This window comes from Stenotrophomonas sp. 8(2023) (genome assembly GCF_030345295.1).
In the GTDB taxonomy this organism is placed as follows: Bacteria; Pseudomonadota; Gammaproteobacteria; order Xanthomonadales; family Xanthomonadaceae; genus Stenotrophomonas; species Stenotrophomonas muris.
In genome coordinates this window covers 1,215,673-1,229,241 of sequence record NZ_CP128404.1, presented here as the reverse complement: position 1 = coordinate 1,229,241, position 13,569 = coordinate 1,215,673, and the positions used below count along the sequence as shown (strand labels likewise).

The 13,569-nt window shown below is 67.2% G+C and carries 16 protein-coding genes; 10 read left to right on the top strand and 6 right to left on the bottom strand.

The window, feature by feature from the left end; genetic code table 11:
- The first annotated feature begins 137 nt into the window (after window positions 1–137).
- Entirely contained in the window at window positions 138–1,355 is a 1,218-nt protein-coding gene (locus tag QP609_RS05705; protein ID WP_197621682.1) for a sigma-70 family RNA polymerase sigma factor, read from the top strand.
- A gap of 51 nt (window positions 1,356–1,406) precedes the next feature.
- Here the strand turns inward: QP609_RS05705 and QP609_RS05700 are convergent, their stop codons facing one another.
- Window positions 1,407–1,967 carry an EF-hand domain-containing protein gene (locus tag QP609_RS05700; protein WP_014646365.1) on the bottom strand — a complete coding sequence of 187 codons (561 nt, stop codon included), beginning with the start codon at window positions 1,965–1,967 and terminating at the stop codon, window positions 1,407–1,409.
- Between the two features lie 156 nt (window positions 1,968–2,123).
- On the opposite strand from QP609_RS05700, the gene QP609_RS05695 reads away from it, so the two are divergent.
- Window positions 2,124–2,879 carry an arginyltransferase gene (locus QP609_RS05695; protein WP_032961379.1) on the top strand — a complete coding sequence of 252 codons (756 nt, stop codon included), beginning with the start codon at window positions 2,124–2,126 and terminating at the stop codon, window positions 2,877–2,879.
- Between the two features lie 38 nt (window positions 2,880–2,917).
- The gene (locus QP609_RS05690; RefSeq protein WP_032961376.1) at window positions 2,918–4,132 is read left to right on the top strand and encodes an endonuclease/exonuclease/phosphatase family protein; all 1,215 of its coding nucleotides are present in this window, start codon (window positions 2,918–2,920) and stop codon (window positions 4,130–4,132) included.
- Window positions 4,133–4,214: 82 nt separating this feature from the next.
- Here the strand turns inward: QP609_RS05690 and purT are convergent, their stop codons facing one another.
- Window positions 4,215–5,402 (bottom strand): formate-dependent phosphoribosylglycinamide formyltransferase, encoded by a 1,188-nt coding sequence (gene purT / locus QP609_RS05685; protein ID WP_014646362.1) that lies wholly within the window; start codon window positions 5,400–5,402, stop codon window positions 4,215–4,217.
- Window positions 5,403–5,539: 137 nt separating this feature from the next.
- On the opposite strand from purT, the gene QP609_RS05680 reads away from it, so the two are divergent.
- The 5 genes from QP609_RS05680 to QP609_RS05660 are packed head-to-tail and all read left to right on the top strand — an operon-like array spanning window position 5,540 to window position 8,238.
- Window positions 5,540–6,421, top strand: a complete 882-nt coding sequence (locus QP609_RS05680; protein WP_014646361.1) for an SPFH domain-containing protein — start codon at window positions 5,540–5,542, stop codon at window positions 6,419–6,421.
- Between the two features lie 45 nt (window positions 6,422–6,466).
- The gene (locus QP609_RS05675; protein ID WP_014646360.1) at window positions 6,467–6,646 is read left to right on the top strand and encodes a hypothetical protein; all 180 of its coding nucleotides are present in this window, start codon (window positions 6,467–6,469) and stop codon (window positions 6,644–6,646) included.
- A complete protein-coding gene (locus tag QP609_RS05670) occupies window positions 6,643–6,822 on the top strand; it encodes a DUF4177 domain-containing protein (protein ID WP_014646359.1) in 180 nt (59 codons plus the stop codon). The genes QP609_RS05675 and QP609_RS05670 overlap by 4 nt, the downstream gene beginning before the upstream one ends.
- A 3-nt stretch (window positions 6,823–6,825) precedes the next feature.
- Complete coding sequence (locus tag QP609_RS05665) at window positions 6,826–7,419, top strand: PH domain-containing protein (RefSeq protein ID WP_014646358.1); 594 nt, start codon at window positions 6,826–6,828, stop codon at window positions 7,417–7,419.
- Window positions 7,420–7,428: 9 nt separating this feature from the next.
- The gene (locus tag QP609_RS05660; protein ID WP_046429507.1) at window positions 7,429–8,238 is read left to right on the top strand and encodes a M15 family metallopeptidase; all 810 of its coding nucleotides are present in this window, start codon (window positions 7,429–7,431) and stop codon (window positions 8,236–8,238) included.
- A 154-nt stretch (window positions 8,239–8,392) separates the two neighbouring features.
- On the opposite strand, the gene QP609_RS05655 is transcribed toward QP609_RS05660, so the two are convergent.
- From QP609_RS05655 to QP609_RS05640, 4 genes are all read right to left on the bottom strand, one after another.
- Window positions 8,393–8,764, bottom strand: a complete 372-nt coding sequence (locus tag QP609_RS05655; RefSeq protein WP_014646356.1) for a DUF423 domain-containing protein — start codon at window positions 8,762–8,764, stop codon at window positions 8,393–8,395.
- 104 nt (window positions 8,765–8,868) lie between these two features.
- The gene (locus QP609_RS05650) at window positions 8,869–9,942 is read right to left on the bottom strand and encodes an SRPBCC family protein (protein ID WP_014646355.1); all 1,074 of its coding nucleotides are present in this window, start codon (window positions 9,940–9,942) and stop codon (window positions 8,869–8,871) included.
- 234 nt (window positions 9,943–10,176) lie between these two features.
- Window positions 10,177–10,818: a response regulator transcription factor gene (locus QP609_RS05645; protein WP_006424175.1), complete on the bottom strand. Its 642-nt coding sequence runs from the start codon at window positions 10,816–10,818 to the stop codon at window positions 10,177–10,179.
- Window positions 10,818–12,014, bottom strand: coding sequence for a sensor histidine kinase (locus QP609_RS05640; RefSeq protein WP_197621681.1), 1,197 nt, complete (start codon window positions 12,012–12,014; stop codon window positions 10,818–10,820). Before QP609_RS05640 ends, QP609_RS05645 begins: the two co-directional genes overlap by 1 nt.
- A gap of 150 nt (window positions 12,015–12,164) precedes the next feature.
- Between QP609_RS05640 and QP609_RS05635 the strand changes: the two genes are divergently transcribed.
- Window positions 12,165–12,761, top strand: coding sequence for a GNAT family N-acetyltransferase (locus QP609_RS05635; protein WP_014036357.1), 597 nt, complete (start codon window positions 12,165–12,167; stop codon window positions 12,759–12,761).
- Complete coding sequence (gene minC / locus QP609_RS05630; protein WP_046429497.1) at window positions 12,707–13,552, top strand: septum site-determining protein MinC; 846 nt, start codon at window positions 12,707–12,709, stop codon at window positions 13,550–13,552. The genes QP609_RS05635 and minC overlap by 55 nt, the downstream gene beginning before the upstream one ends.
- Window positions 13,553–13,569: the final 17 nt, after the last annotated feature.

The window sequence follows — 13,569 nt, the reverse complement described above, 5'->3', positions numbered from 1 at the left end:
GGGGACGGAGGGGATTAAGTCGTTTGTGGCACAAACGACTTAATCCCCTCCGTCCCTTTTTTGTCAGCACAGAAAGTCGGTCACATTGGGCGCGCGGCTCCGTCATGGGACACAATCCCAGCAGGAGAGCCGCCGCCATGACGACGTTCGCCGCATCGATCGACCAGACCCTGGAACGCGAACTGCCCGCCGCCGCCAGCGGTTGCCAGCACGCCTACGGCCGTATCGTGCTGGCCTGCCAGAACACGGTCACCGCCATCGCCCTGGCCATCACCCGCGACCGCCAGGCCAGCGAGGACATCGCCCAGGAGGCCTTCGTGAAGGGCTGGCAGCAGCTGCACCAGCTGCGCAGCGCGACCAGCTTCCTGCCCTGGCTGCGGCAGATCACCCGCAACCTGGCCCGCGACTGGCTGCGTGCGCAACGCGGCCGGCCGCTGACCGGCGAGGCCGCGGAGGTGGCGATGGGCATGGCCGCCGACCCGGCCCCAAGTGCGGCTGATCGCCTGCAGCGGGTGGAAGAGGAGATCGCCGCCGAGGACATCATCTCCGCCCTGCCCGCTGACAGCCGCGAAGTCCTGTTGCTGTACTACCGCGAAGGACAGCGCTCGCAACAGGTCGCCGACCTGCTCGGGCTCAGCGATGCGGCCGTGCGCAAGCGTCTGTCGCGTGCACGTGCCCTGGTGCGCGAAGGCCTGCTGCAGCGCTTCGGCGAATTCGCGCGCAGTAGTGCACCAAGCGCCGCATTCGCCACCGCCGTGGTGTCGATGGTGCTGGTGGCCGCACCCGGCACCGCCAGTGCCGCGATCCTGATCGGCACCGGCGTCGGCGTCGGTGGCAGCAAGCTCGGTCTCGGCGGCGCCAGCGTTGCCGGAGGCACCGCGATGGGATCGTTGACTGCCACCCTGGGCCAGCTGCATGTGCTGCCGGCTGAAAGCTGGGGGGCGGTGATCGGCGGCGTGGTCGGGGGCGCGATCGGCAGCTACCTCGGCGGGCGCTTCCTGATGTCGTACACCGAAACTGCGGCAGAGCGGGCCGATGTGCGCCGCTTCCTCTACCTCAACATCACCACCGGCATGTTCTGGTGCCTGGCAATCCTGCTGGCTGTGGTGCTGCAGGCACCGGCCTGGACGCAGCTGACGGTGCTGGCGGTCGGGTTGGGCGTGGTCAACTACCAGTGCCTGGTGACGCTGCAGCGGGTGATGGCGCCGATGATCGCGCGCGATTCGGCGCGGCGCGGGCGAACCGGCATCAACTGGAAGTTCGAATCGATGTACGGCCGCACCGCCATCATCGCCATGAACCTGATGGTCATTGCGCTTGTGGCGTACTCGCTGATGCGCAGCGGCCGCTTGTAACGGACAACGCCGGCAGTGCCGCCGGCGTTGTCGTCATCACTGCATTGACCCTCAGCGCTGCGGCTTCGGTGCGCCGCCGTCGCGCGGACCGCCATGGCGCGGGCCACCATGCATCGGGCCCTTGGCCGCATCAAACTCGGCCTTGCTCAGCTGGCCGTCCTTGTTGGTGTCGGCGGCGGCGAACCAGGCATCACGATGCTGCTTCATGCGCAGCTCGCGGTCGGCCTTGTCCAGGTAGCCGTCCTTGTTCAGATCAAGCTGGTCGAAGCGCGCGGCCAGGCGCGGATCGGCCTTGGCTTCCTCGCGGCTGATGCGGCCATCCTTGTTGACGTCCAGCGCGGCCCAGCGCTCACCGCCGTGGCCACGACGGCCATGCTGCCAGCGAGGCAGCTCGTCGCGCGAGAGCTTGCCGTCCTTGTTCTTGTCCAGCTCGTCGAACTTCGCGGCCAGGCGCGGGTTGGCGGCCGCCTCGCTGCGGTCGATCACGCCGTCACCGTTGGTGTCCAGCTTGGCCGGGCGCGGTGCCGGCGTGGCCGGGGTGTCGGCCGCCAGCGCGATACCGGATGCGGAGGTGCCGAGCAGCAGGGCCAGCAGCAGGGGGGTACGGATCATGAGGTCACTCCTGGGGATGGGAACAGCGTCGGGGTGATCACTTCACCCTCGGGGGACAACAACGCCCGGGCGCGACGTCGGTTGACGCTACTGCCGATTCCATTCATCCGGCGGACAGTCGCCGCCACTGCGACAACCTGGGGCTATGCTGTGCCCATGGCGATACATGGCGACAGAGACGACGAACTGCGACTTTTCCAGACCGGCGAGCACCCCTGCGGGTACTGGTCGGACCGGGTGGCACGCGACCTGGTGCTGGACCCGAACGACCGCCGCCTCGGCGCACTCTATCCACTGGCACTGAGCTGGGGCTTCCGCCGCAGCGGCGACCTGGTCTACCGGCCGCATTGCGCGCACTGCCAGGCCTGCGTGGCGGTGCGCATCCCGGTGGCCCGCTTCGCCCCGGACCGCAGCCAGCGCCGCTGTGCCACCCGCAATGACGACCTGGAGGTGCGGATCACCGCCGCCACCGCCCGCGATGACCTGTTCGCGCTGTACCACCGCTACCTCACCCACCGCCATGCCAACGGCGGCATGGACGACCACGGCCCGCACGAGTTCGAGCAGTTCCTGATCGGCAGCTGGTCGCACACCCGCTTCATGGAGATGCGCCTGCCCGGCCACGACGGCCAGCCCAGCCAGCTGCTGGGGGTAGCGGTGACCGACGTCACCGAGCACGGCCTGTCGGCGGTCTACACCTTCTTCGACCCGGACCACGCCGCGCGCGGGCTGGGCACCTTCGCGATCCTGCAGCAGATCGAGTGGGCGCGCCGCGAGGGCCTGCCGCACGTGTATCTGGGCTACTGGATCCGCGGCCACCAGAAGATGGACTACAAGCGCCGCTTCCATCCGCTGGAAGCCTACGATGGCCGCCGCTGGCACGATTTCGACAAGGATCTGGACGGGCGCTGACAAACCGCTGACACCGGGCCGGGTGCACAATACGGCCCATGAACATGACCCGCCGCCATCCCCTGATCCTCGCCCTGGCCCTGCTCTGCGGCGCCACCGCCCCTGCCTTCGCCACGTCCCCTGCGATGACCGAAAAGCCGTCCGCTGCGCTGCGCCTGGCCACCTACAACACCTCGCTGTACTCCGATGACGCCGGTGGCCTGATCAAGGAGCTGGAAGGCGACAGCGAACACGCGCGCAAGATCGCCGCAGTGCTGCAGCAGGTGCGCCCGGACCTGGTGCTGCTGAACGAATTCGACTTCGACGACGCCCATCGCGCCGCCGACCTGTTCCAGAAGCGCTACCTGGAGGTCGCCCAGCCCGGTGGCGGCAAGCCGCTGCACTTCGCCTACCGCTATCTGGCACCGGTCAACACCGGCGTGCCCAGCGGCCTGGACCTGGACAACAACGGCGTGGTCGGTGGCGAAGGCCGCAGCCGCGGCAACGATGCGTGGGGCTACGGCCTGCACCCGGGCCAGTACGGCATGCTGGTGCTGTCGCGCTACCCGATCGACGAAGCCAGGGTGCGCAGCTTCCAGCTGCTGAAGTGGAGCGCGATGCCGGGCGCAATCCGACCGGTCGATCCACGTACCGGCCAGAGCTTCTACAACGACCATGTGTGGTCGCAGCTGCGCCTGTCGTCGAAGTCGCATTGGGACGTGCCGGTGAAGACCCCGGCCGGCGTGGTGCACGCGCTGGTGTCGCACCCGACCCCGCCGGTGTTCGACGGCCCGGAAAAGCGCAACGCGGCGCGCAACCATGACGAACTGCGCCTGTGGCAGGAATACCTGTCCAAGGGTGACAAGCCATGGCTGTGCGACGACAAGGGTCAGTGCGGCGGCCTGGCCCAGGACGCGCGCTTCGTGATCCTCGGCGACCTCAACAACGACCCGGTCGATGGCGATGGCCGCCATGAGGCGATCGTCGAACTGATCGAGAACGCCCGCGTGCTGCGCTACCCCACCCCGCGCAGCGTCGGTGGCGAGCAGACCAGCCTGGCCTATGCGGCCAAGGGCATCGAGCGCAAGGGCGCACCGTTCCATGCCACCGGCGATTTCGGCCCGAAGTCCGGCACCATGCGCCTGGACTACGTACTGCCCTCGACCGGTTTCGAATATGTCGGCAGCGGTATCTTCTGGCCGGCCAATGAAAGCCCGGAAGCGAAGATCGCCGACGGCAGCGACCACCACCTGGTGTGGGTGGACGTGCGGTAGAGTCGACGGCCCTGAAAAGGGGACGGAGGGATTAAGTCGTTTGTGGCACAAACGACTTAATCCCCTCCGTCCCCTTTTTGCTTTACGGGCGCAGTTCGACGCCGATGGCGTCGGCGGCATCTCGCGCGATGGCGCGCGCCTCGTCGATGGTTTCCGCGCGCGCCAGGGTGACACCGACGCGGCGATGGCCATGCACGCTCGGCTTGCCGAACAGGCGTACGGCAGTATCCGGCACCTGCAATGCAGCGGCGACGTTGTTGAAGTACGGCACGCCCTCGCCGTGTGCCAACAGCGCGCACGACGCCGACGGGCCGCTCTGGCGGATCACCGGGATCGGCAGGCCGAGGATGGCGCGCGCATGCAGCGCGAACTCGCTCAACTCCTGCGATACCAGCGTCACCAGGCCGGTGTCGTGCGGGCGCGGCGACACTTCGCTGAACCACACTTCGTCGCCCTTCACGAACAGCTCCACGCCGAACAGGCCCCAGCCGCCGAGGTCATCGGTGATCGCGCGCGAAATCTCTTCGGCACGCGCCAGTGCCGCGCTCGACATCGGCTGCGGCTGCCAGCTTTCGCGGTAGTCGCCGTCCTTCTGCAGATGGCCGATCGGCGCACAGAACGAGGTGCCACCGGCATGGCGGACGGTCAGCAGGGTGATCTCGTAATCGAAATCGATGAAGCCTTCGACGATGCAGCGGCCGGCACCGGCGCGGCCACCGGTCTGCGCGTAGTCCCAGGCCGGGGCGATGTCCGCCTCGCTGCGCAGGGTGCTCTGGCCCTTGCCCGAGGACGACATCACCGGCTTGACCACGCACGGCAGGCCGATGGCGGCGACGGCAGCACGGTATTCGGCCTCGGTATCGACGAAGCGGTACGGCGAGGTCGGCAGTCCCAGGGTTTCGGCGGCCAGGCGACGGATGCCTTCGCGATCCATGGTCAGGCGTGCGGCGCGCGCGGTCGGGATCACCCGCAGGCCCTGCTCCTGTTCCAGCTGGACCAGGGTCTCGGTGTGGATGGCCTCGATTTCCGGCACCACCAGGTGCGGCTGCTCCTGGGCGATCAGCGCCCGCAGCGCCATCGCATCGAGCATGTCGATCACGTGCGAGCGGTGCGCGACCTGCATGGCCGGGGCGTCGGCATAGCGATCGGCGGCGATCACCTCCACGCCCAGCCGCTGCAGCTCGATGGCCACCTCCTTGCCGAGTTCGCCCGAGCCCAGCAGCAGCACGCGGGTGGCGGAGGGGGACAACGGCGTTCCAAGCTTGGCCATGGCGGTTCCAGCAGCGATGTGAAGGCGGGAGGGCATTCTAGCTGGCCGGGCACCCTGACCATGGCATCCGACGAACGGTAGTGGACAGGTGATATCACTTTGATATCTTCAATTTGAACCCTCAAGGACGTACCGCCATGAAAGAGAAGTCGCTGTCTTCCCTCAACGGCCTCGGCACGCTGGTCGGCGCCCTGCTCGTCGGCCTCGCCGGCGCCGCCCTGTTCGTGGTGGGCGTGGCAGCCAAGGCCAGCACCGGCTCGCCCAGCCTGCTGCTGATGCTGCTGGGCGCCCTGCTGGTGGCGCTGGGCGTGTTCATCCTGGCCGGTCTGTACACCATCCAGCCCAACCAGGCGGCGGTCCTTAGCCTGTTCGGCAAGTACGTGGGCACGGTGAAAGACAACGGCCTGCGCTGGAACAACCCCTTCTTTGCCAAGCGCCGGGTCAGCCAGCGCGTGCGCAACTTCGAGAGCGGCAAGCTGAAGGTCAACGAGCTGGACGGCAGCCCGATCGAGATCGCCGCGGTGATCGTCTGGCAGGTGGTCGACGCCTCCGAGGCCGTCTACAACGTGGACGACTACGAGAGCTTCGTGCACATCCAGTCCGAATCTGCGCTGCGTGCGATGGCCACCAGCTATCCCTACGACCAGCACGAAGACGGCCAGCTGGCCCTGCGCAGCCATGCCAGCGAGATCTCCCAGCACCTGAAGAACGAGCTGGCCGAACGCCTGGCCGACGCCGGCGTGCAGGTGATCGACGCACGCATCAGCCATCTCGCCTACGCCGCCGAAATCGCCCAGGCGATGCTGCAGCGTCAACAGGCCAACGCGGTGATCGCCGCACGCACGCGCATCGTGGCCGGTGCGGTGGGCATGGTTGAAATGGCCCTGGCCGAACTGCAGAAGAACGGCGTGGTGCAGCTGGATGAAGAACGCAAGGCGCACATGGTCAGCAACCTGCTGACCGTGCTGTGCTCGGACCGCGGTACCCAGCCGATCGTCAACGCCGGTTCGCTGTACTGAACCACCCTCGCAACGGGGTGCCCCACCACCCCGCCAGGAGCTTGCATGAGTGAGAAGAAAGCCTACCCGCTGCGCATCAATGCCGACGTCCTGGCCGCCGCGCAACGCTGGGCTGACGACGAGCTGCGCAGCCTCAACGCACAAATCGAATACGTGCTGCGCGACGCCCTGCGCAAGGCAGGACGCCTGCCGAAACCCACGCCATCTTCGGGGGACAAGGAATGAGCAAGCGCTGGAGCTACCAGACGATCGAGGTCAAGACGTCCATGATGGGCCAGCTCAAGGCCGAGGACATCCAGAGCGAACTGAGCCGCCAGGGCCAACTGGGCTGGGAGCTGGTCAACATCATCATCCCCGCACCGATGCGCCCGGCGATGCTGGTATTCAAGAAGGAGGCCTGAGCCATGGGTGCCAGCGATCCAAAGCAGTACGAGGTGGCCGAGAGTTCGCCGTTGCGCGTGCTGTGGATCGTGCTGCCCCTGCTCGCCGCCTTCGTGGCCTGCCTGTATGCGCAGTTGTACAAGGCACCGGCCACGGCGCCCTGGATCGAAGTAACGCTGTCGCCGCCCTGGTTCCGGATGGGCGGCAGTGCCGCCTGGAGCCTGCTGGTGATCGCCGCGCTCGGCATCGGGTTGGGCGCGGCGTTCTTCCGCCGCCGGGTGGAACTGGCCGACGACGTGCTGGACGTGCGCTCGACGATGTACCGCCGCCGCGTTCCGGTGGCACAGCTGCGGCTGGACCAGGCCGAGGTGGTCGACCTGCAGCGTGACCGCCGCTATGGCATTCGTTTCAAGACCAATGGCTATGCGATGCCGGGCTTCTATTCCGGCCACTTCCGCCTGCAGGGCGGCGGCAAGGGGTTCGCGCTGGTCACCGACCGCACGCGCGTTCTCGCCCTGCCGGTCAGCGATGGCAGCACGCTGCTGCTCAGCCTGGAGCGGCCGCAGGTGCTGCTGGACGCACTGCGCAAGGTGGCCGCACCGGCGCCTCGGCGGTAAGCTGCGGCGATGCAACGACGCGCCCCCCTGCTGATCAATACCGAGGCCATCGAGCTGTGGCCCGCCCACCTGCTGCGCGCACGAAGCAACCTGGATGCCCGCCTGCTGTCGCAGGCACAGTGGGTGCTGCGGCGCAAGCGCGATGGCCGCTACCTGGCGGCGGTAACGACGCATGGCGTGCATTCGCTGGTGCCACGCCTGCCGCGCGAGCCCGGGGCCGAGGACGCACTGGCGCTGCTCGATGCAGCGGCGGCACGTCCGTTCGGCGCTGCGCTGCAGGAACAGTGGCTGCCGCTGGCCGGGCTGCAGCAACGCCTGCAGCAACTGGGCCTGGATGCACAGCGCTATGCCGACGACAGCGGCCTGCCACTGCAGCCCGAACCGTGCCTGCTGCACTTCGCCGGCCGTGACCGCTTCGGCCGCCCGCTGTGGCTGCGCCGTGGCGCCGCGCAGGGATGGCGGCGGATGCGCCTGCAGGCGGCACGGGAGGGCATCGCGCTCGACGCAATTTCCGGCTTCCGCAGCCATGCCTACCAGCTGGGCATCTTCGAGCGGAAGCTGGCACGTGGGTTGAGCGTGACGGAGATCCTGAAGGTCAATGCAGCGCCGGGGTTCAGCGAACACCACAGCGGCCATGCGCTGGACATCGGCACACCGGGCGATGCCCCGGCCGAGGAATCATTTGAAGCCACCGACGCGTTCGCCTGGCTGCAGGTGCATGCCGGCGGGCATGGCTTCCATCTGAGCTACCCACGCGACAACCCGCACGGCATCGTCTACGAACCCTGGCACTGGTGCTGGAGGCCTGCCAACGGCTGAGCCCCTCGTGGCGCCCGCACGCGGAATGGAACGAGAGAGCGAAGACAAAAGCGGGCCGCTTCGCTCGAAGCCGAGCATGGCTCGGCTCTACAGCAGCTGCCGCGCAACGCCCCCATGTAGTGCCGAGCCATGCTCGGCTGTACCCGGATTGCCGTCACCGCCTCAACGCATTGATCGCCAGCACCACCCAGCCGGCCATCATGCTGGTGCCACCGATCGGCGCCATCCGCGTCGGCCACTGCCACAGCGCCCCGCCCACCAGGCTGCCTGAAAACAACAGCACACCCAGCAGCAGCACGTACAGCGCCAGGTGTGCGATCGCCCCGTGCGCGCGCGGCCCGAGTGCCACCAGTACCGCACCATGCGCGAACGCGTACAGCGCCGCCATGTTCAGGTGCTGCTGCGCCAGCGGATCGGCCACGCCATGCGAGGCGTAGGCGGACAGGCCGATCGAGGCAGCGGCCAGCAGCGCCCCCAGGCAGGCGAGCAGGGACGGCTTACGTGCACGACGTTCGAGATTGAACATGGGGGCTCCTTGCGCAGCGCCCCTTGCCGGGCGCCGGATCAAAAAAAACGCGCCGCAATGAGCGGCGCGTTTTCGTGTCCAACACTACATGGGTCAGCCGAGGCTTACTTGACGGCCCAGTAGATGTCGTAGGTCGCTTCCGGGGTGAACGACTTGTCGATGCCGTCCTTCCAGGTTTCGTACGGGCGGTCGATGACTTCGTTGCCCGAAGTCACGGCCCAGGCACGCAGGCCGTTACGGGCCACGTCCAGACCCGCCATGTGGCCGGTGTAGGCCGCATGCGCCGAACGGTGCGGAGCAACGTGCACGTACTTGACCGGAGCGCCGCCGTCGATCTTGACGGTCAGCTCGTCGGCAGCAGCACCTTCAGCACCCTTCTTCTTCACCGGCTGGGCGATGTCGAAGGCGTACTTCTCCTGGCCGAAGTCGGTGGTGATGATGCGGAACGGGCCGGCGGCTTCAAGGCCATTGGCCTCCATCACGCGCTTGATCCACTCCTGGTTGTCCTTGATGGACTTGGTGATGGTGTCCTGACCGCGGTCCACGTTGCCGGCGTTGACCACCAGCAGGTTCTCGGCCGGCACTTCAACGATGGCCAGGTCGGTCAGCGGGGCTTCCGGCGTGCGGTAGTCCACGTTCGGCACGGTTGCGAGCATGTTGGCGATGCGCGACAGGCCCAGCTTGATGTCATCGCCGATCTGGCGGCTGACATACAGGCCGGCGTAGCGGCCGAACAGGTCGAAGCCGTACTTCACCGAGTAGTCCTGGGTGATCTTGACGTTGCGACCGCCCTTGCCGGTCGGCTCCAGGTTGAAGGTGGTGACCTTGTCGTGACCCTTGGTGGCGTCTTCGATGGCGATCACAACACGCTTGTTCTCTTCGGCTTCGGTGATCTTCCAGGAACCGGTGCCCAGGTCCTTGGAGGTGAAGTCGAGGGTGGCACCGGTACCGGAGGCCGGGCCGGACAGCTTCAGTTCAACGGCGGGATCGCGCAGTACCAGCGGGTTCCAGTCCTTGAAGCGGCGCAGGCTGCTGACCGTGTCGTACACGATCGTCATCTTGCGGTTGGTCTCGATGCTTTCGGTGATGTGACGCTCGCCCGGCAGACATACGCCAATGATGACGAACAGGCCAGCCACGATCCCCAAGGCGATCAGGAACTCGATAATACGGGTCATTCAGAGAGTCTCCGGGGCCGATCCCACGGCCGGGTTGATTGAAGCGAAGCGCCAATCCTAGCAGGCTTCGCGGGCATTGTTTATCGGGATTGGCGCACCGGTTTCCCTGCCGGCTGCGTATTTGTATGGACAAAGAATTCGAAGGGTAACGCATACCGCTACCCGGCAAGTAGGGGGCAACCTTGGCAGGAACCCGTAACTACGACCCAAGTCTTTGTACTTGAACGATTTTCTTCAGACCAGCTGGAGTTCGAACGCCTTCAGTACGGCACGCGTACGGTCGCGCACGCCCAGCTTGGACAGGATGTTGGACACGTGGTTCTTGATGGTGCCTTCGGCCACGCCCAGCGAATTGGCGATCTCCTTGTTGGAGAAGCCGCTGGCCATCAGCCGCAGGATCTCGGTCTCGCGGTCGGTCAGCGGGTCCGGGCGGTCCAGGCTGACGAACTCGTTGCGCATGTGCTCCAGGCCGGACAGCAGGCGCTGGGTCACCGCCGGCTGCACCAGCGAACCGCCGTCGGCCACGGTACGGATGGCACCGACCAGCTGCGCCAGGGTGACATCCTTGAGCAGGTAGCCCTTGGCACCGGCCTTGAGCCCGGCCAGCACCAGCTGGTCATCGTCGAACGTGGTGAGGATGATGGTCGGCGGCAGCTGTTCCTGCCGCGACAGCACCTGCAGTGCCTCCAGACCGGACATCACCGGCATGCGCATGTCCATCAGCACCACGTCGGGGCGCACCTGCGGTATCAGCTCGACCGCCTGCCGGCCGTCGCCGGCCTCGGCCACCACCTCGATGCCGTCGTCGAGCGCCAGCAGGGAGCGGATTCCCTGCCGCACCAGGGTTTGGTCGTCGACCAGGCAGACGCGAATCATCAACGCACTCCTTCAGGAACCTTGGTAAGGGCCGCCACCAGCACCGTTGCCGGCACCGTCGCCCGCAGCCGGAAGCCTTCTCCGGGACGGGTTTCGATCTGCAGCTGGCCACCACATTGTTGCAGGCGCTCGCGCATGCCGCGCAAGCCATTGCCTACATTGACCATATCCGCGCCGACGCCGTCGTCGCGGGCCTCCACCACCACCCGGTCGGGGGCTTCACGGTACACCTTGATCCACAGGTGGCGGGCGCCGGCGTGGCGCACCGCGTTGGTAATGATTTCCTGGGTACAGCGCAGCAGCACGTGGGCCCGCTGCGGGTCTTCCACGTTCAACGGATCCTCGATCTCCAGCTGGATGTCCAGCGAGGGCACGTTCTCGGTCAGCGGGCGCAGCGCCGCGGCCAGATCGATCGCGCCGGTCTCGCGCAGCTGGCTGACCACCTCGCGCACATTGCCCAGCAGCAGCTTGGCCAGCGCGTGCGAGCGCTTCACGTGGTCCAGCGCCTGGCCCTCGGCCAGGTGGCCGGCGACCTCCAGGTTCAGGGTCAGCGCAGTCAGCTGGTGGCCCAGCAGGTCGTGCAGCTCGCGCGAAATGCGGGTGCGCTCGTTGACCCGCGCGCTCTCGGCCAGCAGGGCGCGGGTGGCACGCAGCTCCGAATTGAGCCGGCGCTGCTCGTCGCGGGCCTCGGTCTGCTGCCGTGCAACCAGGCTGGTCACGAAGATGAACATGGAGAAGCCGCCGTACAGCAGCGACTGCATCACCGCTTCGAACAGCGGGAAGCGCAGCAGCAGGTAATAGACCGGCGCCACCGCCAGCTGGCTGACCAGCAGCCACAGCACCCCCAGCCGTACCGACAGCATCCACGGAATGACCCCGGCGGCCACCATCATCAGGATGCTGCCCAGGCCCGAACCGCTGAGGAAACTGACCCCCAGCGCCGAGACCGTCAGCAACAGCAGCAGGCCGCGGTCCAGCCAGCTGGTGTGGCTGTCGCTGCGCAGGATGCGGGTCAACCAGTAGTAGGCCGTGCCGAAGGACAGGTAGGCGACGAACAACAGGATCGCCCAGCCGCCCATGTCACTGCGGCTGTGCAGGTTCTCGAACTGCGAGTACGCCAGGGGCAGGCCGACCATGACCCAGGTGAACAGGCCGGCCAGGCGGAGGACGCGGGTATGGCTGAGGACTCCCAACATGCCAGCACTCTACGGGCCGCGCCTGCGCACCGCACCCCACGGAAGTCATGCCTGCCCGGTCGCCTGTTCATGCCGCAGCCCACCCCGGGCATGCAATAATCGTGCGCAGGGTCCCTTGATGGACCAACCGCGTTACCCCACGGAGTCACAATGTCGATTGTCATCCGCGACGTGCGCGAGCACGAGCTCGATTCCGTCCTGGCTTTGAACAACAACGCTGGCCTGGCCATCCTTCCCCTGGATGCGGCCCGCCTGCGCCTGTTCTATGAAACCGCTGAGTATTTCCGCGTCGCCGAGCGCGACGGCAACCTGGCCGGCTTCCTGATCGGCTTCGGCAGCGACAGCCAGCACGACAGCAGCAATTTCGCCTGGTTCAAGCAGCAGCTGGACACCCCGTTCTTCTATATCGACCGCATCGTGGTCGCCAGCCGCCGTCGTGGCGGTGGCGTCGGGCGTGCGTTCTACGCCGACGCGCAGAGCTTCGCCGAGCTGCGCTACCCGCAGATGACCTGCGAGGTCTTCCTCGACCATGGCGCCGATGCCGCCCTGCTCTTCCACGGCAGCTTCGGCTTCCGCGAGCTGGGCCAGAACACCATGCCGCAGGTCGATGTGCGCGCCAGCATGCTGGCCAAGGAACTGTGCAGCTACCCATGGGTCCAGGAGACCTACGGCGACAAGCTGCCGGATGTGGCATGGACACGCGCCCGGCAGCTGCCGGCGCAGGCACAGCGGCCGACGGGGACCTGAGCGTGGCGGTGAATTTCGATTACGAACAGGCCGGTGAACTGAAGATCGGCCAGGTGGGCATCGCCAACCTGCGCATCCGTACCCTTGATGTCGAACGTCTCGTGCAGGAAATGCGCGAGCGCGTGACCCGCGCCCCGAAGCTGTTCGGCCGCGCCGCGGTGATCCTCGACTTCGGCGGCCTGAGCCAGGTGCCGGACGTGGCCACCGCGCAGGCGCTGGTCGACGGCCTGCGCAGCGCCGGGGTGCTGCCGGTGGCGCTGGCCTACGGCACCAGCGCGGTCGACCTGCTCTCCCAGCAGCTCGGCCTGCCGCTGCTGGCCAAGTTCCGCGCGCAGTACGAGCGTGCCGAGGGCGAACCGGCCCCGCCGCCGCCCGCACCTGAACCGCGCCGGGCAGCCCGTGCCGAACCGAAGCCTGCCCCGGCGACGCCGGTGGCCAAGGTGGCCGACGCCGCTGCACCGCAGCCGGGCCGCATGCAGCTGGGCAACGTGCGTTCGGGCCAGCAGCTGTACGCGGAAAACTGCGACCTGACCGTGATGGCCACCGTCGGCGCCGGCGCCGAGGTCATCGCCGATGGCAGCATCCATATCTACGGCACCCTGCGTGGCCGCGCGCTGGCAGGGGCCCAGGGCAACACCGCGGCACGCATCTTCTGCCGTGATTTCCATGCGGAACTGGTGGCCATTGCCGGCCACTACAAGGTACTGGACGATGTTCCGGACAACCTGCGCGGCAAGGCCGTCCAGGTGTGGCTGGAACAGGACCAGATCAAGATCGCTGCGCTGGACTGACGCAGCACCAAACTCAT